The organism is Phaeodactylibacter luteus (genome assembly GCF_007993045.1).
In the GTDB taxonomy this organism is placed as follows: domain Bacteria; phylum Bacteroidota; class Bacteroidia; order Chitinophagales; family Saprospiraceae; genus Phaeodactylibacter; species Phaeodactylibacter luteus.
Genome location: NZ_VOOR01000020.1, coordinates 79,467 through 100,687 on the forward strand (window position 1 = coordinate 79,467; position 21,221 = coordinate 100,687).

Consider the following 21,221-nt stretch of genomic DNA (forward strand, 5'->3'; position numbering starts at 1 on the left):
AAACCTATGCTGAGGATAGGATACGACAGCCGTGCGGTCTTTGGCAACTTTGCCGGGCCCGGTAGCTATAGCCGAACACTGCTCTACAACCTGGCCGAGTACTTCCCGGACAATGCCTACTTCTTGTTCACCAATCAGCTACAAAAGTCTCCTGAAACCTCCTTTTTCCTCAGCAGTGCGCTATACAATGTACAAACGCCCAGGCACCGGGCTTTTCAAAGCCTATGGCCCATATTTGGCGTACGCCGTGAGCTGCGCAAAAAGAAAGTACAGCTTTATCATGGGCTCAATCAGGAAATCCCCTATGCACTGCATAAAGAAGGCATACAGTCTGTCGCTACCGTCCACGACCTGGCTTTCCGCCGCTTCCCAGAGCAGTACACCCTACAGCAGCGCCTCCTGCTGAACCTCAAGCTGAGGTACATCTGCCGCCATGCCGATCACATCATCGCTACCAGCAAAAGCACTAAGGAGGAGCTGATGCACTTCTATGAAGTGCAAGAAGAACGGATTTCCGTTATCTATCAATCCTGCCACGAGCGTTTCATGCAGGAGACGTCGCAAAAAACAAGGGAAGGCGTGCGCAACCGCTACAACCTGCCTGAGGAGTACCTTTTGTCTGTTGGGGCACTGACTCCCCGCAAGAACCTCCTAGGGGCCATCCGGGCCATAGCCCTCTTGCCACCATCCGACCGGCTTCCGCTTGTGGTAGTTGGGAGAGGGGGGAGCTACAAAAAGTACATTCAGGAAGCGGCTAAACGGCTAGGGCTTGCAGCCCTCATCCGGTTTGCAGAAGTACGTTTTGATGACCTGCCTGCCGTATACCAAGGGGCTCGTATGCTACTTTACCCGTCCTTTTACGAGGGCTTTGGCATCCCAATTTTGGAGGCACAGTTTAGCCAGGTGCCGGTGCTCACCTCCAATACCGCTTCTCTGCCAGAAGCAGGCGGCCCGGGCGCATTGCTAACGGACCCCAACAACCCGGAGGCGATACGCGACGGGATTGCGAAGATACTAGGCGACGAGGCTTACCGCCTGCAGTTGGTCCAAGCCGGCTTTGAACACGCACAGCAATTTTTGGGCGGGCCTTTGTCACAGCAGATGATGTCTCTATACGAGAAACTGATCGGCCAAGAATATCTCAGCCCGGAGCCCATTACCTGAACACAGCAGCCCCGGGCTTTCCTACGCTATGCAGTTCATGCGCTGGCCAGCAGCTCCCTTGCTTTAGCCAGTGCCCTTCCAAGGCCGGCCTCATCTTTGCCGCCTGCTGAGGCGAAGAAAGGCTGGCCACCGCCACCGCCTTTGATTTCTTTGGCCAGCTCGCGGATCATCTGCCCGGCATTCAGCCCTTTAGCCGCTGTAAGGGACTTGCTGATGATCAGCGTGAGCTGCGGCTTGCCTTGGATGGACGCACCGAACAGGATGACGGCATCCCCCAGCTCTTCCTCCAGCTGATAAGCCAGGGTCTTGATAGCATTGGCGTCGTCAAGGGGGAGCTCTTCGCTCAGGAAGTTCACCCCATCAATATTTTCGACCTTTTCTTTCAGCGTGCCTTTTAGTGCGCCGGCCTGCTCTGCCCGCAGCCGCTCGATCTCCTTTTTAAGAGACTTGTTCTCCTCCTGTAGTGCTGCTACATTTTTGGCAACCTGCTTTGGCGCTTTCAACAGTGCCCGCACCTCATTGAGCTCTTCCAGCTCAGCCTGTACAAACCGGGAAGCTTCTTCGGCTGTTACGGCCTCTATGCGGCGGATGCCTGCAGCAACTGCCCCTTCTGAAAGAATTTTGAACTGCCCAATCTCGCCCGTGGCCGGGACGTGGGTGCCTCCGCAAAGCTCGGTGGAAAAACCTTTATCGAAAGTGATGATCCGGACCGACTCGCCATACTTTTCACCAAAAAGCATCATAGCGCCGCTTTCTTTAGCCTCTTCTATAGGCACATCGCGCCGCTCTTCCAATTGGATGTTCTCCCGGATTTTAGCGTTGACGACCTCCTCTACCCGCTTGATCTCTTCCTCCGTCATGCGCTGGAAGTGAGAAAAATCAAAGCGCAGGCGCTTGCTATCCACATCCTGGCCCTTTTGGAGGGCATGCCCGCCCAAGATATCGTGCAGGGCTGCGTGCATGAGGTGGACCGCAGAGTGGTTGCAGGAAGTAGCCTGCCGCCTGCCCGCATTGACTTCTGCACGCACGCTGGCCTGCATATCTGCGGGGAATTGCTTTACAATATGTATGATAAGGTCATTCTCTTTTTGGGTGTCGATGACCACCACCTTTTCCTGGCCAAAAAAGAGCAAGCCCGTATCGCCAGCCTGGCCACCGCTCTCTGCGTAAAATGGCGTGCGGTTGAGGACAACCTGGTACTGCTCTTTGTCTTTCACGGCAACAGTACGGTACTTGAGCACCGCAGCCTCCGATACGGACAGTTCATCATAACCGACAAAGGCTACTTCTTCGCCCTCCCGTACGATGTGCCAGTCGCCCACTTTTTTGTGTGCGTCTGCACGAGAGCGGTCTTTTTGAGCCTGTAGCGCCTTTTCGAAGCCGGCCTCGTCCACCTGCCAGCCCCGCTCAGCAGCCATCAGGCGGGTAAGGTCTATGGGGAAACCGAAGGTGTCATAAAGCTCAAAGGCATCCTGCCCTTGAATGAGGCCTCCCTTGGCATCTAAGCTCTCGAACCGGCTGATACCCTTCTCCAGCGTATTCAAGAAAGTCTTCTCCTCCGCTTCTATTATGCGTACGATCTGCCCCTCCTGGCCTTTGAGCTCAGGGAAAAAGCCCCCCATCTCTGCTGCCAATACTGGCACCAATTGGCAAAGCAATGGCTCCTGCATATTGAGGAAGGAGTAGTAATAGCGTACCGCACGGCGCAAGATGCGGCGTATAACGTAGCCCGCCCCGGTATTGCTGGGCAGCTGCCCATCGGCAATGGTGAAAGCAACAGCCCGGACGTGGTCGGCTAGTACCCGCATCGCCATGTCTGCTTTGGCATCAGGCGCATAGCTGCCACCGTATGACAAACCCGTAATCGTTTCAATTTTGCGGAGCAAGGGGGTAAATACGTCCGTATCATAAGTTACCGTCTTGCCCTGCAGTACCATGCACAAGCGCTCGAAGCCCATGCCCGTATCCACATGCGCAGCAGGCAGCTTTTCCAAAGCCCCGTCTGCTTTACGGTTGAACTGTATGAAAACGTTGTTCCAGATTTCCACCACCTTAGGATGGTCCATGTTGACCAGTTCTGCACCGGGCTGTGCCTCGATCTCGGCTTCAGGCCGGAGGTCGATATGAATCTCTGAACAAGGCCCGCAGGGCCCTGTCTCCCCCATTTCCCAGAAATTGTCCTTCTTGTTGCCATAAAGGATATGGCTGGCCGGCAGGTACTCCATCCAGAACGCCTTGGCCTCCTCATCTGATGGCAGGCCCTCGCCCTCATCGCCCCCGAAAACGGTAGCGTAGAGACGGTCTTTGGGTATGCCGTATACCTCAGTGAGCAGCTCCCATGACCATGCGATGGCTTCCTTTTTGAAATAGTCGCCAAAGGACCAGTTCCCTAGCATTTCGAACATCGTGTGGTGGGTACCATCCCTGCCCACGTCTTCCAGATCATTATGCTTGCCGGACACCCGCATACATTTTTGGGTATCTGCTATACGCGGGATATCAGGCGTCTGATTGCCCAAGAAAAAATCCTTGAACTGGTTCATGCCTGCGTTGGTGAACATCAGCGTAGGGTCGTCTTTGCTGACAATTGGGGCTGAAGGGACTATTTTGTGCCCTTTCGAGCGGAAGAAATCCAGAAAAGCTTGTCTTATTTCCTGTGCCGTCATCATGAGGTAGCTTTTTAGAAAGGGCGAAGATAGCAGGATTGAGGGAGTTTAGGAAAGGCTGCCTCAGTTTTGTTGAGCTGTTAAGGCAGCGTTAATTTTTAGGCCTGAGGCTATAAAAAACGCAAGGGATTTCTCATATTTGACATCTGCCGGGTTGACGGCAACTCACCCCATGAACATCTACCGCATTCTGCGGTTATTTTTCTGCTGATTTTCCTAAAAACACCCAAATATTGACACTATCCTGTTTACAATTGCTTTTTTGTACGCAAAAAAGCTCCATAAGCGTTAAATGTCAGCGCTTATTTTGTAAATCATTTTGGCAAGTCTATTTTTGGGGCCGCCATAAGTGTTATTTTGAAAGCGAAGCAGCGCAGCCGGCACGTAAAAAACAACTAGCCAACGGGCGATGAAAGGCACACTGCTTTTGGAGAGGGGGAAGCTAATCTGACTCAGTATTGATTATCATCAGGGGGGATTTGGATGATTGCCAAAATCCTGATTAAACTGAAAAATTAGTTTCAACTGGCTAAGACCAAACACACATGGGAAAAGAAAAATTTGTCTACAACACTCAGACCCTTCGCTATGAGAAGGTAGAAGAGTCTACCACACAGCGGGTACTGAGGGTTCTGGGATTCATTTGTGCAGCCGTTGCGACTGCATTTTTGTTCACCCTTGCTGCTCACGAATGGCTGCCCTCTCCTAAGGAGAAGGCCCTCATGGACGAGATTGAGTTCATGGAAGCCAACTACGCAGAGCTTGGCACAGAACTGGAACGGCTCCGTGCCGTTCTCAACAAAGTACAAGAGCGCGATGCTTACGCCCACCGGATGGTATTCGGTGTCGACCCCATCGATCAAGGGGTATGGGAAGGCGGGGTTGGCGGCCACGATAAGTACGAAGGCCTCCGCCAATATTCAAGCGGCGACCTGATGGCCTCGGTACAGCAGGACATCGATAAGTTTAAGCGTCAGCTGGATTTGCAGTCACGCTCTCTGGATACGATTATCAACTTGGCCAAGGAGAAAGAGGAAATGCTCGCTAGCATCCCTTCCATCAAGCCTGTGCGTTCTGACAAGCTGCCCCGCAGTGTCCGTTTGCTTTCCGGTTTCGGCCGCCGTATCCACCCTATCTACAAAGTCCCTAAGATGCATTATGGCATTGACTTTACCGCGCCAAGCGGTACGCCTATTCAGGCAACTGGTGCGGGCAAGGTAGTCAAAGCAGGCCGGGGCTCAGGCTATGGCAACCGGGTGATAATAGACCATGGTTTTGGCTATGAGACCCTGTATGCGCACATGAAGCGCATAGACGTCAAGGTGGGGCAAACCGTGAAGCGCGGGCAGCAAATCGGGCTTGTGGGCAATACCGGGGCGTCAACTGCCCCACACTGCCACTATGAGGTCATCCACAAAGGGCAGAAGGTCAATCCTATCCACTATTGCCTGGACGGCCTCTCTCCCGAAGAGTACCAAGAAATGGTACAAGCCGCCGAAATGCCCAACCAATCATTCGATTAAGCGATAAAACTGGATATAAACTTATGATGGCACAGACTTCTGGCCGCAAAAAAGGCTTCCGCTCAGGAAGTCTTTTTTGCTTATGCGCATTCCTCCTCTGCTTTACAATAAGCTGCCAAAACAGCCCCTCCGGCGCTTCCCAACAACTGGGGGCTTCACTGGCTGGCACACAGGTAGCTCATCAACCTTATACCCTGCCACAGCCAAAAGCTACCGCAGACACCCTACCGGAGAAACCCCAACGGGCCCGTATCGCGGGTGTAGGGGATATGATGCTGGGCACCAACTACCCTTCTGCTTCCTACCTGCCGGCCAATGGCGGCAAGGATATGCTGGCCCAAGTCGCGGCCTACCTGCGCGAGGTGGATGTGGCTTTTGGCAACTTGGAAGGGGCTATCCTCGACGAAGGGGGCACGCCCAAGCGCTGCAACAACCCCAAAGCCTGCTATGTTTTCCGCTCTCCAGAATCCTACGCGCAGCACTTTGCCGATGCGGGGTTCGATTTCCTTAGTATCGCCAACAACCACTCTGGCGACTTCGGACTGGCCGGGCGCAAGCGGACCAAAGCGGTGCTCGATGAAGCGGGCATTGCTTATGCAGGCCTGGCTGGCACCGACGAGTACGCCATCATTGAACGGGGCGGCCTCAAATATGGCATGGCTGCTTTTGCGCCCAACTCGGGCACCGTCAGCATACACAACTATGCCAAAGCCCGGCAGTTGGTACAACTACTAGAAGACAGCTGCGATATTGTGATCGTCTCTTTCCACGGCGGTGCTGAAGGCGCTGACCATCAGCATGTCCCCAGGAAAAGTGAAACCTACTACGGCGAAAACCGAGGTGACGTTTACCAGTTTGCGCATGCTATGGTAGATGCAGGCGCTGACATCATCTTCGGGCATGGGCCACATGTCACCCGTGCCATGGAGCTGTACAATGACCGCCTGATCTGTTACAGCCTTGGCAACTTTTGCACCTACGGCCGATTCAATCTGCGGGGCGAAGCAGGCATAGCCCCTTTGGTCACTGTTGAGACCGATGCTTCTGGCAAATTCTTAGGCGGAGAGGTCATCCCTGTTTATCAGGGTTACAACCATGGGCCTAAGGTAGACGGGCAGAAGCGCGCCATCCAAACGCTGATCCGCCTGACCAAAGCTGATTTCCCTGAAACAGCTCTTGAAATCACTACTGAGGGGCAGCTCCTAAAAAGCGCTAATTGACCTCTCTGGCAACCTGCCAACTGCCCGACGGGGCAGAGCTGGGCTACTGCCTCTACGGGGACAAGCGTTCCGGGCTGCCCGTTGTCCTCCTGAATGGAATCCTCATGAACTACAAATCGTGGGGCGCCCAAGCTTCAGCCATCAGCAAGCAAAACCCCGTGTTGTCATACGACCTGCGGGGGCAGCTGCACAGTACTTGGGAGGCAGGAGGCCGTACCTTGGAAAGCCATGCCGAGGACCTTTGCCACCTGCTCCGTGGGCTGGGCATTGAGCGCTGCCACTTGGCGGGCACCTCCTTTGGCGGGGAGGTCGGGCTGGCTTTTACTCACCGTTACCCTGCTATGGCTGCCTCGCTCACTGTGATTGCCTCCGTCTCCTACAGTGATGCCCTTTTGAAAAGGCAGGTGGGCTTATGGCAGGCATTAGCCGGACAGCCGGAGCTGCTTTTTGAAGCGGTGGCCACAACCGCCTACAGCCCTAGCTACCTGTACGCTCAGCCTCACTTCCTTGCACAAAGGAAGCAGGCTTTTGCTCAGCTGCCTCCCCTTTTTTTCCAGGCATTTGAATCGCTTTGCGAACAGTTTTGTGCGTTCCATTTTCCGGATACCGCCCTATCCGGCATTGCCTGCCCGGCGCTGATCGTAAGCGCGGGGGCGGACCTCCTTAAGCCGTCAAGGTACAGCCGCCATATCGCCCGGCAAATACCCGGGGCCCTGTACTGGGAAGTTCCCGGGGCGGGGCATGCTGTTGTGGCGGAACAGCCCCAAACGATCACCCAGCTAATCTGTGCGTTTGTCGAAAGGGGGGAGCTGCCCTCAGAAAATTTGGTATTTTAGGCAGCAAGTCCTGATATGCTCATGCCTACTGACCGTACCACATATTGCCCCAATTGCTACTACCCGATGCCGCAGACAGGCCCGTATTGCGGGCATTGCGGGCAAAAATACACTACAGGGCGGGTACGCATTTGGACCCTGATCGGGGACTTCCTCGAATCTATTTTCAATGTAGATTCCAATATTTTACGGACCACTTTAGCCCTATTTGTCCCTGGGAAGCTCACGCGAGACTACTTCGAGGGCAAGCACAAGCGCTATGTTTCCCCATTGCGCCTGTTCTTCGCTACTGCCGTTGTCCTTTTTGCCGTGCTGGGGCTATACTTGTTCACCAATCTGGAATCCCAGATGACCAGAGCCACCAACAAATCCAGGTATCAGGCCTACCTTTCTTCATTTAGGAATCAGCTGGACAGTGCACGTGCCCAAGCAGCTGCTCTCTTCCCGGAAGGAGAGGCCCAACTGCCCGGGCTCGACTCCCTTTCCGCTCTGATAGAAGACCCGAGGAAGGACAGTTTCAATCTGGTCTATTTCAAAAGAGTCCGTACTGGCCTTGTAGAGTCGGTGCCGGTAGCCGTCTCTATGGAAGACTTGATGGAAATGCCTTTGGACAGCCTGCCTCCGCACTATGGCATACGAGGCTTCTGGCACCAACTGCAGGTAAGGCAATTGGCCAAGCTCAACCGGGAGGGAGGCGACTTTACCCGTTTTGCCCTGAGTAAGCTCATTTGGATGGCCGTGCTTATGATGCCTGCGATTGCGCTGATGCTGAAGCTCCTGTACATCAGAAGGCGCTATTTTTATGTGGAGCACTTGGTTTTCACACTGCACTACCATGCCTTCGCCTTCTTTTGCCTGAGCGCTGTGCTGCTAGTGGCCAATACGGGATGGGGGTATACCCTGGGGGAATTCCTTTTCCCGATATCAATTTTGGGCACGGCTTTCTACCTGTACAAGGCCATGCGGCGGTTCTACCGGCAGAGGCGCTTTAAAACCCTGCTCAAGTTTGGGCTGCTCAACTTTGCTTACCTCTGTATCTTTACGGCCTTTGCGCTATTGATGGCTGTAGTTGCCACCTTAGCCTATTAAGAGAGCTATGTTAGCATCCAAACGAGCGATAGGCTTGGTGTGTTGGGGGTTATTATGGGGGCTCCATGCTCTTCCCTTTGCAAAGTTTGGCATTTTAGGAGTGCCGGCCTAGCGCTGCGGAGGGGTGGCCAGCCCGATAGGGCCGAGCGGGCAGCGAGCCCCGCAGCATAGCGGCACCTGCCGTTGGGCAGGGGCAGGCCCCAACCGGTGTTGCGGTTTATCCTCGTTCGGGCTTTGAAGTGAGCCTATTTCTCTCAATCTTGATTATATTCGGGCTGGAAAGGAATTGGTTAATCATACATTCAGACCACACCACCATGATGCCATATGATCAGTACGAAACGGTTATCGGGCTGGAAGTCCACGTTCAATTGAATACGCAGAGCAAAGCGTTTTGTGGGGACAGCGCAGCTTTTGGCGGTGCCCCCAACACCCATATCAGCCCCATTTCGCTGGGGCACCCGGGCACCCTTCCCCGCCTGAATGCACGGCAGGTGGAGTACGCAGCAAAGCTGGGGCTCGCCCTGGGCTCCAAAATCAACATGGCCAATACCTTTGACCGCAAGAATTACTTCTATGCGGATTTGCCGAAAGGCTATCAGATCACGCAAGACCGCAAGCCCATCTGTATAGGCGGGCAGCTCAACATCCTTGTGGACGGGGCAGTAAAAACCATCCGGCTGCACCACATCCATATGGAAGAAGATGCCGGCAAGTCTACGCACGAAGAGTACAGCCCCTACTCCCTGATCGACCTCAACCGGGCCGGAGTGCCCTTGCTTGAGATTGTATCCGAGCCGGACCTTCGTTCGGCGGCAGAAGTAGACGCCTTTATGAGCGGGATGCGGCAGCTGGTGCGCTACCTGGGCATATCGGATGGCAATATGGAGGAAGGCTCGATGCGGTGCGACTGCAACGTCTCCGTCAGGCCCAAAGGCAGTATGGCTCTAGGGGAGCGCTGTGAGATCAAAAACCTCAACTCCATGCGGTACGCGCGCAGGGCTATTGCTTACGAGGTAAAGCGGCAAGTAGACTTGATAGAAGCCGGAGGGCGGGTACAACAACAGACCCTCAACTTTGACCCGGAGACTGGTGTGACAGCCCCATTGCGGGATAAGGAGGATGCGCACGATTACCGGTATTTCCCCGAGCCTGATCTGCCGCCGGTGGTTATCCGGGAAGAGCAGCTCCGGAGCTGGCACCAAGAGATGCCTTTGCTGCCCTGGCAAATGCGCGAACGCCTAAGCCAAGATTTTGGGCTGCCCGCGTACGATGTGAACCTCCTGAGCGAAGACCCGGCCCCGGCCCGATTTTTCGAACAGCTTGCAGCGCATACCCCGGTTTATAAGGCGGCTGCCAACCTCATCATCAATAAAGTGCTTCCGTGGTGCAGTGAAAATGGGGTGCCCCTTGAGCAATTCCCCTGCCCGCATGCACACCTTGCACGCCTGCTGCACATGATAGAGGAAGGCCTCATTTCCAATACGGCTGCCTACCAACAACTGTTCCCTGCTATGGCAGAACAGCCAAGCACCCAGCCCGACGAGCTCGCTAAGGCGCTCAACATTTTGCAAAATTCCGATGAAGGGGCGCTCGAAGCTTGGATAGCGCAGGCCATCGCCAACAATCCCGATGAAGCGGAGCGCTACCGCAAAGGGAAAAAAGCGCTCATTGGCTTCTTCATGGGCGAAGTCATGAAAATATCCCGTGGCAAAGCAGACCCCAAAGCAACACAGGCGCTATTGCGACAAAAATTAGGATAACCCTGCTGTAACATGAAAAAGCTGCCCATCCACGAAACAGACAAAAGCAACCTTAAACGCTACTACTCCATAGGAGAAGTGGCAGACATGTTTGAGGTGACCAAATCGCTTATCCGGTTTTGGGAAGGAGAGTTTGATTGGCTCAGCCCCCACAAAAACGGCAAGGGGGAGCGACGGTTTACGCTAGAGAATATAGAACAGCTGCACCTGATTTACCAGCTCGTCAAAGAGCGGGGCTTCACTATAGACGGGGCGAGGAGCGAGATTGTCAGGATACAAGCATTCCAGCGCGAGAAGGAAGCCGTGCTCAGTCAGCTCGAAAAAACCAGGGACGGGCTTATGCATCTCCGAAAGGCGCTTTTCCCAGGCGAAACCCCTTAAATACCACACCACCACACATCAACCAACCCTATGGCGACGACAACAACAACAAACGCAGGTGCGCAGGCTGCTCCGGGCAAGCCCCGCCTTTCTTTCTGGGACATCTGGAACATGAGCTTCGGCTTTTTGGGCATTCAATTTGGCTTTGCCCTGCAAAATGCCAACACGAGCCGCATCTTTGAAACCCTTGGGGCCGACGTGGAGCAGATCCCCATCCTCTGGATTGCAGCGCCACTGACCGGCCTGCTCGTACAGCCGGTAGTCGGCTATTTTAGTGACCGGACCTGGCACCCGCAGCTGGGGCGGCGGCGCCCCTATTTCCTCATAGGGGCCATCTTGGCCTCCCTGGCCCTCTGCATTATGCCCAACTCCCCTACCCTATGGGCAGCAGCCGGCACCCTATGGATCATGGACGCCTCCATCAACATCACTATGGAGCCCTTCCGGGCTTTTGTTGGCGACAACCTCCCCTCAGAACAGCGCACGGCCGGCTTTGCCCTGCAGAGTTTCTTTATCGGGACGGGGGCTGTCATCGCCTCTATGCTCCCGTGGATACTCACAAATACTTTTGACATCAGCAATACCGCTGGGGAAGGGCAGATTTCGGACTCTGTGAAGTGGTCCTTCTATCTGGGGGCTGGGGTTTTCCTGCTTGCCGTCCTGTGGACGGTCTTCCGGTCTAGGGAATATTCACCTGCAGAGCTGAGCCGCTTTGAAGCAGCAGAAGGGGCTGCCGCTACTGAAGCTCACGAAACGCTGGCTGCAGCGGAACAAACCCAACGCAGCCACAGGCTGAACAAAGCGGGCATGCTCACTGCAGCCCTCGGTGTGGGCGGGCTGATCGGGCTGACACAGGCCGGGCTGCAAAAAGAGCTCTATGTCTTGGCCGGGATGCTGATCATAGTTGGGCTGCTGTGGAGCATTGCCGGCCGGCTGATGAAGCAGGGCCGCTATAAAAATGGGTTTGTCGCCATCATGGACGATCTCCTGCATATGCCCAAAACGATGAAGCAGCTCGCGCTGGTGCAATTTTTCTCTTGGTTTGCCCTATTCTCCATGTGGATATATACCACCTCGGCAGTGACCCGCCACATTTACGGGGCTACCGATGCAACTTCTGCTGCGTACAATGAAGGGGCAGACTGGGTGGGCCTGCTCTTTGCCATATACAATGGCATTGCAGCAGTAGCCGCTTTGGCCCTGCCTTGGCTGGCCAAACGCACAAGCCGGCGGTTTACGCACATGCTCTGCCTGATCTTGGGGGGGCTGGGGTTGATATCTGTATACTTCATTACAGATCCTGGCCTGCTGCTCGTTTCTATGCTGGGCGTAGGTATTGGCTGGGCGAGCATACTCTCTATGCCTTATGCGATGTTGGCCGGTGCCCTGCCTGCACAGAAGATGGGGTACTATATGGGCGTTTTCAACTTCTTCATCGTCATCCCGCAAATTGTGGCGGCGACCATCCTGGGCTTTATTGTTGGCACCTTTTTCGACGGGCAGGCCATTTACGCCCTGATAGTGGGCGGTGCCGGGATGATACTGGCAGGCTTGCTGGCGCTCCGGGTAGAAGATGAAGGGTAGCCTGCAAGGGCCAGCACAAAGCGGGCAGCCTGAGACAGGCTGCCCGCTTTGTGCTGGAACAAATGCCCAGGTTATTCGCCGCGTTCCGGGCTGCCGCTCGCCCTTTCTACCGCAGCTCCGCTGATGGTGTGGCCGTAAAAAATACTGTTGGCCAGCACGCGGTTCGTCCCATACCAAAAAGCTCGGAAATTGGGGTTGAAAGACAGGCAGATGACTTTCCCCCTGCCAGCCCCGCTGACTATTGCAGCGGCAGACCCTCCCAACTTTTTGAGGTGTTCTGGGCGTGCATAACCGCTCAGCAGTGGGTTTTCGGCGTAAACCGCAGGAGAAGCATACTGGTTTTCAGCAGGTGCTATGGCTAGCGTGCCGCGTTGGAAAATGGGGATTGCCTCTCGCTGATAACCGTAGAACAATGGATGGCTAAGGTCGGCTTCTACTTGGAAAATCGCCCCGCCGATGCGGTCTGAGCCGAGGTCATCGCTTATTTTGGCATAAGGCCGGCGCCCCTGCTCTTGGCTATCCTGGCTGCGCATTTTCACCTCTGCAAGCCCTTGCCCTTTGGCCCAGCTGACGGCATCCTTCCAAGCGATGAGGGTGCCGCCCCCTTTCACCCAGTCGCGGATATTGCTGCTGCCACGGCTGCCTAGCCCGCTGTACCCCCCGTCTACCATGATGATGCTGGTATACCTGCTCAGGTCGGCACGCCCCACATCTTCCTGCTCTATCATAGTGACAGGGATGCCGTAGCGCTGATCCAGCAAATGCCAGGCTTCCCCCGCTTCGTAGGGTGATGCCCCAGGCCCTACGATGAGCAGCACATCGGGCTTTTTCAAAAGCTCGAAGCTCCGGCTACCGAGGTCGATCCCTTGTGGCGTAAGCCCTGTGCCTACGCCAATGATTACAGCTTTATGCTGCTCGGCCACTTGCCGCATGAGCTCGTATACCTCATCTGCGCCTTTATCCTGCCCCTGTACCGGCACCATGACAGTGCCCCGAGCATAAGCTTTGCCCTCTAGCTCAAAGGGCTCGGAGGCTACCTTGGCGCGTAGCCCCCCATTCATGATAGCGTAGAGTGCTGCTGGTGCAGAATAATGCTCCCATTCCAGCAGGTAGGCATAGCTGCTGCGCTGGGGCACCGGCTGATTTTTGAGGGCCAGCTGCCCATTGTAGCGCCCTCCGAGGCTGTTCCGGTTGAAATCTTTCCGGGCGATCGGCGCATAAGGGATTTCAAAAGCAAGCGGTAGGGTCCAGCTTGACACATCATAAAAGATGCTGTCCTGAAAGGTAGTCATGGTCTCGAAAATGCCCCGCACTAAGCGGTATTGCGGCTGTTCCAAAGGGACGACATAAGCCGCTCCTGGCTTGAAACGGCCAGCCTGGCCCTTCAGCTCGTATACTTCAATCTGGTGCTGCAGCAAGAGGTCAAGAAAAGCCTGAAGCCGGACTGGGTCGGCAGTTTCGCCAAAGACAAAGGCTCCGTTCTCCCCTTTCCGGGCTTCTGCCAGCCCATCCCGGTAGAAGTCACGCTGATATTGCAACAGGTCTTTGCGCAAAGCCACGCCTGCTTTTTGAGTAGAAAGCGCTGTGCGCACCTGATTGCGTATGGTAAATGGGAAAGTCAGCAGCCCATTGTCTGTTTCCTGTACGTGGCCACGGGAGCTGGCTTGCTCAAACAAGATGCCGATCCCCCCATTGGCATCAGGGTAAGTAGAGCCCTTGCCATAGTAGAAGTCGTCAAAGCTCTCCTTGGTATAGTACAACGAGCCAATCTCATCGAGGGCTTCCGCATGGTAATCGCCGATCCTGGCCGTAAGCTCCTGATTGAGCGGAGGGGTGATGGGGTTGGTACGGGAGGGGATGCCCGGCATAAAGAAGAAGGTAGCGTTGGAGCCCATTTCGTGGTGGTCGGTGAGCACATTGGGCTTCCACTGGTGGAAGGTGCGGATGCGCCCCTGGCTTTCCGGGTGCTGCACCAGCAGCCAGTCTCGGTTCAGGTCAAACCAATAGTGGTTGGTACGGCCGCCTGGCCAGGCTTCGCTGTACTCCCGGTCTTGTGGGTCGGCCGTAAGGTTTTTATTTTTGTGCATATTGGCCCATGTGGAGAAACGGTTGAACCCGTCTGGGTTGAAACAAGGATCGAGGAGTACCACGGCATTGTCTAGCGTCTGCAGTACCTCATCGCTCTGTCCTGCTGCTAAGTAATACGCGACCAAGGGGGCAGCATTGCCCCCGCTGGGCTCATTGCCGTGGATGCTAAAGCCCTGATAGAGCACCACCGGCTGGCCGTCTTCTACCTTTTGATCGGAAGCCGGGTCAGACAAGGCCACATGTGCGGCCCGGATCTCTTCCAGCCGGCTATGATTTTTTTCGGAGGTGATGGTGAGGTAAATCAGCGGGCGGTGCTCGTAGCTCCGGGCATACTCTGTATAGGTGACCCTTGGGCTGCTGTCGGCAAGTGCTTTGAAGTAATACACTAATTTATCGTGGGTGAGGTGCCATTCGCCTATCTGATGGCCAAAAAAGGCTTCCGGAGAAGGGACCTGCGCATCGTACTCGATATCGGGCAGGTAATAAGTAAGAGGGCGTTGTGCCCAGGCTGACAATGCCCAAACCAGCAAGGCGGCCAGAGATATCCATCGCTTCATAAAAGTTAGCTTTTCTTTAAGGTGATCAATTGGGCTGTCAGCCGTCATAGGCAGGACAACCTCTGTGGGGTTTAAAATAACAAACTCTAGTGAATGTTCAGGGCAACCAAAGCGGCTGCCGGCAGTTGTATAGCAAAAGGAGGGCCGATGGAACAGGAATGGGGCCTACAGGCCAGGCGGATGGAAGATATAAACGGGCATGGGGCAGCGGCGCACCGGCACGATGGCTACACCATTATTTGGGTGGAAGAGGGGCAAGGAAAGCACTATATTGATTTCGAAGCTTATGAAGTACGGGGCCGGCAGATATTCCTATTGGCGCCAGAGCAGATGCACCGACTGGAGATTCGGGGGCCGCACCGGGGCAGTGTATTGCAGTTCACACCCGATTTCCTGATGTTTACCGGGCTGAGCGAAGCCTTTTTGATAGAAGAAGGGCTTTTCCCGGACTTTGGCCATGAGCCGCTAACAGCAAGCCAAGCCTTTGAAGCAGCAGCCCCCCACCTCGTACAGCTGATTTTCTATGAGACCAGCCAGCCAGCACCAAGGGGCAAAGCACTTTGCGGAGCCTTGCTTAAAGCATTCCTGCTGCTGCTGCTGCGGCTACGAGGGCAGCAGGGAGAAGACGGCCCGCCCTCACCTGGCAATCGTGCACAGGCTATTGTGTGCGATTTCAGGAACCTCCTCAACAGTGAGCACCTGTACAAGCACAAAGTCAGCGAGTATGCCGAAGCCCTGCATCTAAGCCCCGACTATCTCAATGAGGTGCTGCGGGCTGCCACTGGCAAAACGGCCAAAGCACTGATACAACAGCGGCTGATTGCTGAAGCACAACGGCAGGCGCTGCATACCGATTGCACACTGCAAGAAATCACTTACCATTTGGGCTTCAAGGCCCCCGCCCATTTCAGTAAGTTTTTTAAAAAACATACCGGCATGACCTTTTTAGCCTACAGAAGCCACTTACGGCAACTTTATGGGATGCGCTGAGTTTTCTATTTTTGCGCTAAATCCTATCGACTATGTACATCCTGCTCGTCACCATCGTCATTGGCCTGTTTGTGGCTATGTTGTTCCTGAACATCTACTTCCGGGTGAAGGTGATGAAAAGCTACCGCAAATTGGTGCAGAACCGGGTGGAGTTTGGCGCGGCACACCTGTTCAACAAACAGAAGATGGAAGAGGAGGTCCTGCCCAAATACCCGGCGATGCGGCAAGAGATTGAGACCTTCACCAGCCATATTCAGTACTCTATGCGCATGGCGACCGTGCTCATTGCACTGATCACCCTCTTCGGGGCCATACTGATGTACTATCGGGAGTAGTGCAGAAAGCTAGGGGCACAAAACAGATTGTCATTTTTGGGCCTGCCCCTGCCCGATGGCAGGTGCCGCTATGCTACGGGGCTCGCTATCCGCTCGGCCTTATCAGGCCTGCCGCCCCTTCGCAGCGCTAGGCCAATGCCAGGCTAGTGGTCTGTCAAGTGTTAATTTATGGGTTGAGTGGGAGCGAATTTTGAGGCTAATCAAGGCGGATGTTCCCGCGCATAGCAGCGCTACGTAAGGGGTTGTCCAACGAAGAGTAGCCTCAAAATTCGCCGCAGGCAACCCCTAGTTTTAGCCTTGACAGACCACTAGTGCCTTAAGCATAAACACCTGCGACATTTTGGTTCATGCCCAAAGCTAGGGCGTATTGCCATAGCCGGTTTCAAAATAAACCCCTACTTTTGCCCAGCTTTCTAACAATACCTTCCTACCATGCTCAAAATTGGCGTACTGGGTACCGGCCACCTTGGCAAAATCCACCTCAAATGCATTCAGCTTGCATCAGAAGCTTATGAGCTCATCGGTTTCTTTGACCCCAACGATGAAGCCGCCGCTGCTGCCGCTGCAGCATACTCCATCAAACGGTGGACAGACCTTGATGCCCTGATACAAGCCGCTGACGTCATAGACATCGTCACTCCCACGGTTACTCACTTCGAGCTGGCGCGCAAGGTCATCAGCCACGGCAAGCACTTGTTTATCGAAAAACCCGTGACCAATACCCTGGAAGAAGCGGAAGAACTGCTAGCGCTGGCCCAAGAAAAAGGGGTGAAAGTACAGGTGGGGCATGTGGAGCGGTTCAACCCAGCCCTGCTGGCCCTGGGCGGCACCCCCCTCGAGCCTATGTTCATAGAAGCCCACCGCCTGGCCGTTTTCAACCCTAGGGGCACAGATGTCTCCGTGATACTCGACCTGATGATACACGACCTCGACATCATCCAAAGTCTGGTGCGCTCAGAGGTGCGCTCGGTGAGCGCGAGCGGTGTAGCCGTAGTCAGTGATTCCGCAGATATCTGCAACGCCCGTGTGGAATTCGAAAACGGTTGTGTCGCTAACCTGACAGCAAGCCGGATTTCCATGAAACAGATGCGCAAGCTGCGCCTTTTCCAAAAGGATGCTTACATCAGCTTAGATTTTCTGGACAAAGAAGCGCAGGTGGTCAGGATGTACGACCGCCCGGAGCAATTGCCCGATGACAACCGGATGGAACTGGAAACGCCCAATGGCAAACGGTATATCCACCTTTCGGCACCGCAAACCGAGCCCGTGAATGCCATCAAGATGGAGCTGGAATCCTTTGCGCAAAGCATACAAGAAGATGCCCGCCCTGTCGTTTCATTAGAAGATGGCTACCGTGCACTGAAGCTGGCTTACCAGATAATCGAACAAATGGAGGAGCGCGCCCGCACAACAGCCCAAGGATAAGCCGCCCTTCTCCAGTACACTACCGGGCGCCACTTACCAGAACTGCTTTTATTCGGAAAACCTCGTTGTGCTATGAAGACCTATTTATATTTCACGCTCCTGCTCTTTGCCGCTGCCTGCTCGAGCGGATGCGATCTTATCAATCCTGAAGAGCCCATCCCCGGGTACATCCATATCCCTGAAGTGAGCGTGCAGGCCAACCTAGCTGCCGAAGGCTCTGCTTCCTACAACCTGACAGAAGTGTGGGTCAACGTGAACGGCAACTTCGTAGGCGCTTACCCCATCCCTGCTACCATCCCTATACTAGACGAAGGAGATGTGGAAATTGCGATACAGGCAGGGATCAAAGACAATGGCGTTTCCGGCACCCCTGAAATCTACCCCTTCTATGCCCCCTATGTGGAAAGGATCACGCTAGGCCCCAATAGTACAGATACCATCCGGCCGGTATTTGAATACCTCGATCAGACCAAGTTTGCTTTTATCGAAGATTTTGAAGGGGGCGCACAGGTTTTTGAGGACGTCCGCCTCGGGGAGCCCGATCAGCTCAGCATCAGCGCAGAGGATGTCTTTGAAGGCAGTGGGTCTCTAAAAATCACATTAGACTCTACCTCTTCAATTCTAGAGGTGGCAACGAACATCCGCTACGCAGATATCGTCAGCGCGCTCACGAGCACCGTTTATCTGGAAGTGAATTACAAGTCCGATGTACCTGTTATCTTTGGGTTGGTCAGCTATGATGCCAATGCGCTTCCAGGGCAGGGGGAAACCACATTTGACCCCGGCTTCAACCCATCCGGCGAATGGAATAAGATTTATTTCAACCTCTCCGCTATGGCTGTTGAATCTGGCAAGACAGAGCATCAGGTCATACTACAGGCTTTCATCCCGGTCTCCGGCCAATCGCTGACCCGGAACCAGGCCGTGGTACGGCTTGACAATATCAAACTTCTTCATTTTTAATCAACCATTAGGATCCGGCCCAAACGAATGGCGACATCTACGCTACCCAGCATGACCCGGCTCCGCCGGCGTCATACGCTTTACTACCAGGCAGCAGATTTCCTGACAGCTATGCTGTCCTGGGCTTGTTTTTTCCTTTACCGCAAAAGCTTGGAAGGCCGCCTCCCGAGCTTAGAAGAAGCCATGGCTGACACCAATTTCTGGTACGGTATTCTAGTCATCCCAATGGGCTGGGTGCTCTTCTACTCCATTTTCGACCAATACCGCGACATATACCGGCTGTCCCGGCTAGCGACCTTGGCACGTACCTTTTTTCTTAGCTTTCTGGGGGTCACTTTTCTGTTTTTCACCCTGATCCTGGATGACTTTGTCACCAACTACACCACCTACCGGTCTTCCTTCATCACACTTTTCGCGCTGCACTTCCTGCTAACCGCAACGGTGCGGATGTACATCCTCACACGTGCCAGCCAACGGCTGAAAAAAGGGCTGATCACCTACAACACCCTCCTGATTGGGGGCAACCAAAAAGCCGTAGAACTGTACCGGGAAATCAGCAGCCGCGAAAAAGGGCTGGGCAATAAATTCATAGGGTTTATCAGCATCAACAGCCAGGAGGAGCACGAGCTGGCGGGCCACCTGCCGAGGCTGGGCGGTATAGAAGAGCTGGAACAAGCGGTCTTGGACTTCAACGTGGAAGAGGTCATTATTGCTATCGAAACCTCTGAGCACAACCGCCTGCGCGAGGTGCTGAACATTCTCTTTGACTTTGACGACCAGGTGTTGGTCAAAATCATCCCAGATATGTACGACATCATGCTGGGCACGGTCAAGATGAACCACGTCTACGGTGCTGTACTCATCGAAATACGGCAAGACCTTATGCCGCGCTGGCAGCTGCTGATCAAGCGGCTGATAGATGTTGCAGCCTCTGGGATCCTGCTTTTATTGTTGAGCCCGCTCTACCTTTATATTGCGGTACGGGTGCGGCTCTCCTCAGAAGGGCCTATCATTTTCGAACAGGAACGCATCGGGCTCAATGGAAAACCCTTCACGATTTATAAGTTCCGCTCCATGTACACCGATGCAGAAAAGAACGGCCCCATGCTGAGCAGCGATACCGACAACCGATGTACTCCTTGGGGCGGGGTCATGCGCAAATGGCGGCTGGACGAGCTGCCGCAGTTTTGGAATGTGCTCAAGGGGGATATGTCCCTCGTTGGGCCTAGGCCTGAACGCAAGTATTATATCGACCTGCTCACCAAGGAAGCGCCACATTATAAACACTTGCTGAAGGTGAGGCCGGGCATTACCTCTTGGGGGCAGGTCAAGTATGGGTACGCCTCCAACTTGGAACAAATGCTGCAGCGGCTGAAATTCGACATCCTCTACATCGAGAATATGTCCCTCGCCTTGGACTTCAAAATCTTGTTTTACACGGTGCTCGTCCTATTGCAGGGCAAAGGCAAATAACCCGGCACAGCCCCACTTTCCCTTCAGAAACTTTCTCCCCTTAACCATTGGCAAATCAGCCAGATAGTTGTATCTTTGCCGCTCGAATTGAACATAATTATTCATTTACAAAGATCATAGCTAATGTTCGCGATCGTAAAAATAGCTGGTCAGCAATTCAAAGTTGAGGAGGGGCAGGAGCTCTTCGTCCACCAGCTAGAAGCCAACGAGGGAGACAGCCTCGCATTTGAGGACGTACTCCTCGTAGACAACGGAGGGAACGTCTCCGTAGGCACGCCGGTGCTGAACGCCAAAGTCAACGCAACGGTACTAGGCCATCAGAAAGGAGACAAAGTCCTTGTATTCCGCAAGAAGCGCCGTAAGGGCTACCGCAAGAAGAACGGGCACCGTCAGCACTTTACCAAAATCAAGATCGACAGCATCGCCGTTTAATCCCCGGCACGGGAAACGGTTTCTATTTCTAATTTCAAAATTGATTAAGACATGGCACATAAGAAAGGTGTAGGTAGTACCGATAACGGCCGGGACAGTAAATCGAAACGTCTCGGCGTTAAGCTCTTCGGTGGCCAAGAGGCTATCGCTGGAAACATCCTAGTCCGTCAGCGCGGCACCAAGTACCACCCTGGTGAAAACGTGTACATGGGCAAAGACTATACCCTGCACGCAAAAGTGGACGGCACGGTTTCTTTCCGCCGCCGCAATAAGAACCGCATGTATGTCAATATCATACCTGCTGGCGCTGCGAACGGCGCCGCAGTTGCTACTGCTCCGGCCAAGCCTGCTGCAAAGAAAGCTGCTCCGGCTGCACCAGAAGCTGCAACTGCGCCCGCTGCAAAAGCAACTGGAAAAGTCACGCTCCCTTCTGGCAAGAAAGTCGCTCAAGACGACCTGAAGCTGGTCGAAGGCATTGGCCCGAAAATCGAAGGCCTGCTGCACGATGCTGGCATCAAAACTTGGGCAGACCTTGCTAACGCCGACCTCGGAAAAGTACAGGCTATTCTGGATGAAGCAGGCCCTCGCTACCGCATGCACGACCCCGCTACCTGGGCTAAGCAGGCTAAACTGGCTCACGAAGGCCAGTGGGAAGAGCTCGAAGCGCTTCAGGACCGCCTCGATGGCGGCCGTGAAGTAGACGGCGAGTAAGCGTATCTCAATCAGATACTG

The 21,221-nt window shown here is 54.4% G+C and carries 17 protein-coding genes; 15 read left to right on the top strand and 2 right to left on the bottom strand.

The annotated features are described in order from the left end of the window. The first annotated feature begins 6 nt into the window (after positions 1-6). Entirely contained in the window at positions 7-1,164 is a 1,158-nt protein-coding gene (locus tag FRY97_RS11150; protein WP_147167605.1) for a glycosyltransferase family 4 protein, read from the top strand. A 35-nt stretch (positions 1,165-1,199) separates the two neighbouring features. Here FRY97_RS11150 and alaS read toward each other — a convergent pair whose 3' ends face one another. After that, positions 1,200-3,830, bottom strand: coding sequence for an alanine--tRNA ligase (alaS, locus tag FRY97_RS11155; RefSeq protein ID WP_147167630.1), 2,631 nt, complete (start codon positions 3,828-3,830; stop codon positions 1,200-1,202). Between the two features lie 545 nt (positions 3,831-4,375). Here alaS and FRY97_RS11160 point away from each other — a divergent pair. The 7 genes from FRY97_RS11160 (at position 4,376) to FRY97_RS23135 (ending at position 12,226) form a co-directional block, all read left to right on the top strand. Then, entirely contained in the window at positions 4,376-5,353 is a 978-nt protein-coding gene (locus FRY97_RS11160) for a M23 family metallopeptidase (RefSeq protein ID WP_147167606.1), read from the top strand. Positions 5,354-5,376: 23 nt separating this feature from the next. Further along, a complete protein-coding gene (locus FRY97_RS11165; protein ID WP_147167607.1) occupies positions 5,377-6,573 on the top strand; it encodes a CapA family protein in 1,197 nt (398 codons plus the stop codon). Then, entirely contained in the window at positions 6,570-7,409 is an 840-nt protein-coding gene (locus FRY97_RS11170) for an alpha/beta fold hydrolase (protein ID WP_147167608.1), read from the top strand. Before FRY97_RS11165 ends, FRY97_RS11170 begins: the two co-directional genes overlap by 4 nt. 15 nt (positions 7,410-7,424) lie before the next feature. Beyond that, on the top strand, positions 7,425-8,498 hold the full coding sequence (locus tag FRY97_RS11175) for a DUF3667 domain-containing protein (RefSeq protein WP_147167609.1): 1,074 nt from the start codon (positions 7,425-7,427) through the stop codon (positions 8,496-8,498). Positions 8,499-8,815: 317 nt separating this feature from the next. Continuing rightward, complete coding sequence (gene gatB / locus FRY97_RS11180; protein WP_246141688.1) at positions 8,816-10,261, top strand: Asp-tRNA(Asn)/Glu-tRNA(Gln) amidotransferase subunit GatB; 1,446 nt, start codon at positions 8,816-8,818, stop codon at positions 10,259-10,261. 12 nt (positions 10,262-10,273) lie between these two features. Further along, positions 10,274-10,642, top strand: a complete 369-nt coding sequence (locus FRY97_RS11185; protein ID WP_147167610.1) for a MerR family transcriptional regulator — start codon at positions 10,274-10,276, stop codon at positions 10,640-10,642. A 30-nt stretch (positions 10,643-10,672) separates the two neighbouring features. Beyond that, a complete protein-coding gene (locus FRY97_RS23135; RefSeq protein WP_147167611.1) occupies positions 10,673-12,226 on the top strand; it encodes an MFS transporter in 1,554 nt (517 codons plus the stop codon). Positions 12,227-12,297: 71 nt separating this feature from the next. Here FRY97_RS23135 and FRY97_RS11195 read toward each other — a convergent pair whose 3' ends face one another. Beyond that, positions 12,298-14,871 carry a M14 metallopeptidase family protein gene (locus tag FRY97_RS11195; RefSeq protein ID WP_147167612.1) on the bottom strand — a complete coding sequence of 858 codons (2,574 nt, stop codon included), beginning with the start codon at positions 14,869-14,871 and terminating at the stop codon, positions 12,298-12,300. 147 nt (positions 14,872-15,018) lie between these two features. Here FRY97_RS11195 and FRY97_RS11200 point away from each other — a divergent pair, with 147 nt between their 5' ends. The 7 genes from FRY97_RS11200 to rpmA all read left to right on the top strand — a co-directional run bounded on the left by FRY97_RS11200 (position 15,019) and on the right by rpmA (position 21,200). Next, on the top strand, positions 15,019-15,861 hold the full coding sequence (locus FRY97_RS11200) for a helix-turn-helix domain-containing protein (protein ID WP_170254602.1): 843 nt from the start codon (positions 15,019-15,021) through the stop codon (positions 15,859-15,861). A gap of 32 nt (positions 15,862-15,893) precedes the next feature. Next, the gene (locus FRY97_RS11205) at positions 15,894-16,196 is read left to right on the top strand and encodes a hypothetical protein (protein WP_147167614.1); all 303 of its coding nucleotides are present in this window, start codon (positions 15,894-15,896) and stop codon (positions 16,194-16,196) included. A gap of 432 nt (positions 16,197-16,628) precedes the next feature. After that, positions 16,629-17,621: a Gfo/Idh/MocA family protein gene (locus FRY97_RS11210; RefSeq protein WP_147167615.1), complete on the top strand. Its 993-nt coding sequence runs from the start codon at positions 16,629-16,631 to the stop codon at positions 17,619-17,621. Between the two features lie 72 nt (positions 17,622-17,693). Then, a complete protein-coding gene (locus tag FRY97_RS11215) occupies positions 17,694-18,584 on the top strand; it encodes a hypothetical protein (RefSeq protein WP_147167616.1) in 891 nt (296 codons plus the stop codon). Between the two features lie 27 nt (positions 18,585-18,611). After that, positions 18,612-20,057 (top strand): sugar transferase, encoded by a 1,446-nt coding sequence (locus tag FRY97_RS11220; RefSeq protein ID WP_246141690.1) that lies wholly within the window; start codon positions 18,612-18,614, stop codon positions 20,055-20,057. 123 nt (positions 20,058-20,180) lie between these two features. Then, positions 20,181-20,489 carry a 50S ribosomal protein L21 gene (gene rplU / locus FRY97_RS11225; RefSeq protein ID WP_147167617.1) on the top strand — a complete coding sequence of 103 codons (309 nt, stop codon included), beginning with the start codon at positions 20,181-20,183 and terminating at the stop codon, positions 20,487-20,489. A 51-nt stretch (positions 20,490-20,540) separates the two neighbouring features. Then, positions 20,541-21,200: a 50S ribosomal protein L27 gene (gene rpmA, locus FRY97_RS23320; RefSeq protein WP_147167618.1), complete on the top strand. Its 660-nt coding sequence runs from the start codon at positions 20,541-20,543 to the stop codon at positions 21,198-21,200. Positions 21,201-21,221: the final 21 nt, after the last annotated feature.

Bases quoted from the DNA above. Each gene is read 5' to 3' on its own strand.
- FRY97_RS11150 (WP_147167605.1), top strand. From the start codon at position 7: ATGCTGAGGATAGGATACGACAGCCGTGCGGTCTTTGGCAACTTTGCC.
- alaS (WP_147167630.1), bottom strand. From the start codon at position 3,830: ATGACGGCACAGGAAATAAGACAAGCTTTTCTGGATTTCTTCCGCTCG.
- FRY97_RS11160 (WP_147167606.1), top strand. From the start codon at position 4,376: ATGGGAAAAGAAAAATTTGTCTACAACACTCAGACCCTTCGCTATGAG.
- FRY97_RS11165 (WP_147167607.1), top strand. From the start codon at position 5,377: ATGATGGCACAGACTTCTGGCCGCAAAAAAGGCTTCCGCTCAGGAAGT.
- FRY97_RS11175 (WP_147167609.1), top strand. From the start codon at position 7,425: ATGCTCATGCCTACTGACCGTACCACATATTGCCCCAATTGCTACTAC.
- gatB (WP_246141688.1), top strand. From the start codon at position 8,816: ATGATGCCATATGATCAGTACGAAACGGTTATCGGGCTGGAAGTCCAC.
- FRY97_RS11185 (WP_147167610.1), top strand. From the start codon at position 10,274: ATGAAAAAGCTGCCCATCCACGAAACAGACAAAAGCAACCTTAAACGC.
- FRY97_RS23135 (WP_147167611.1), top strand. From the start codon at position 10,673: ATGGCGACGACAACAACAACAAACGCAGGTGCGCAGGCTGCTCCGGGC.
- FRY97_RS11195 (WP_147167612.1), bottom strand. From the start codon at position 14,871: ATGAAGCGATGGATATCTCTGGCCGCCTTGCTGGTTTGGGCATTGTCA.
- FRY97_RS11200 (WP_170254602.1), top strand. From the start codon at position 15,019: ATGGAACAGGAATGGGGCCTACAGGCCAGGCGGATGGAAGATATAAAC.
- FRY97_RS11205 (WP_147167614.1), top strand. From the start codon at position 15,894: ATGTACATCCTGCTCGTCACCATCGTCATTGGCCTGTTTGTGGCTATG.
- FRY97_RS11210 (WP_147167615.1), top strand. From the start codon at position 16,629: ATGCTCAAAATTGGCGTACTGGGTACCGGCCACCTTGGCAAAATCCAC.
- FRY97_RS11215 (WP_147167616.1), top strand. From the start codon at position 17,694: ATGAAGACCTATTTATATTTCACGCTCCTGCTCTTTGCCGCTGCCTGC.
- FRY97_RS11220 (WP_246141690.1), top strand. From the start codon at position 18,612: ATGGCGACATCTACGCTACCCAGCATGACCCGGCTCCGCCGGCGTCAT.
- rplU (WP_147167617.1), top strand. From the start codon at position 20,181: ATGTTCGCGATCGTAAAAATAGCTGGTCAGCAATTCAAAGTTGAGGAG.
- rpmA (WP_147167618.1), top strand. From the start codon at position 20,541: ATGGCACATAAGAAAGGTGTAGGTAGTACCGATAACGGCCGGGACAGT.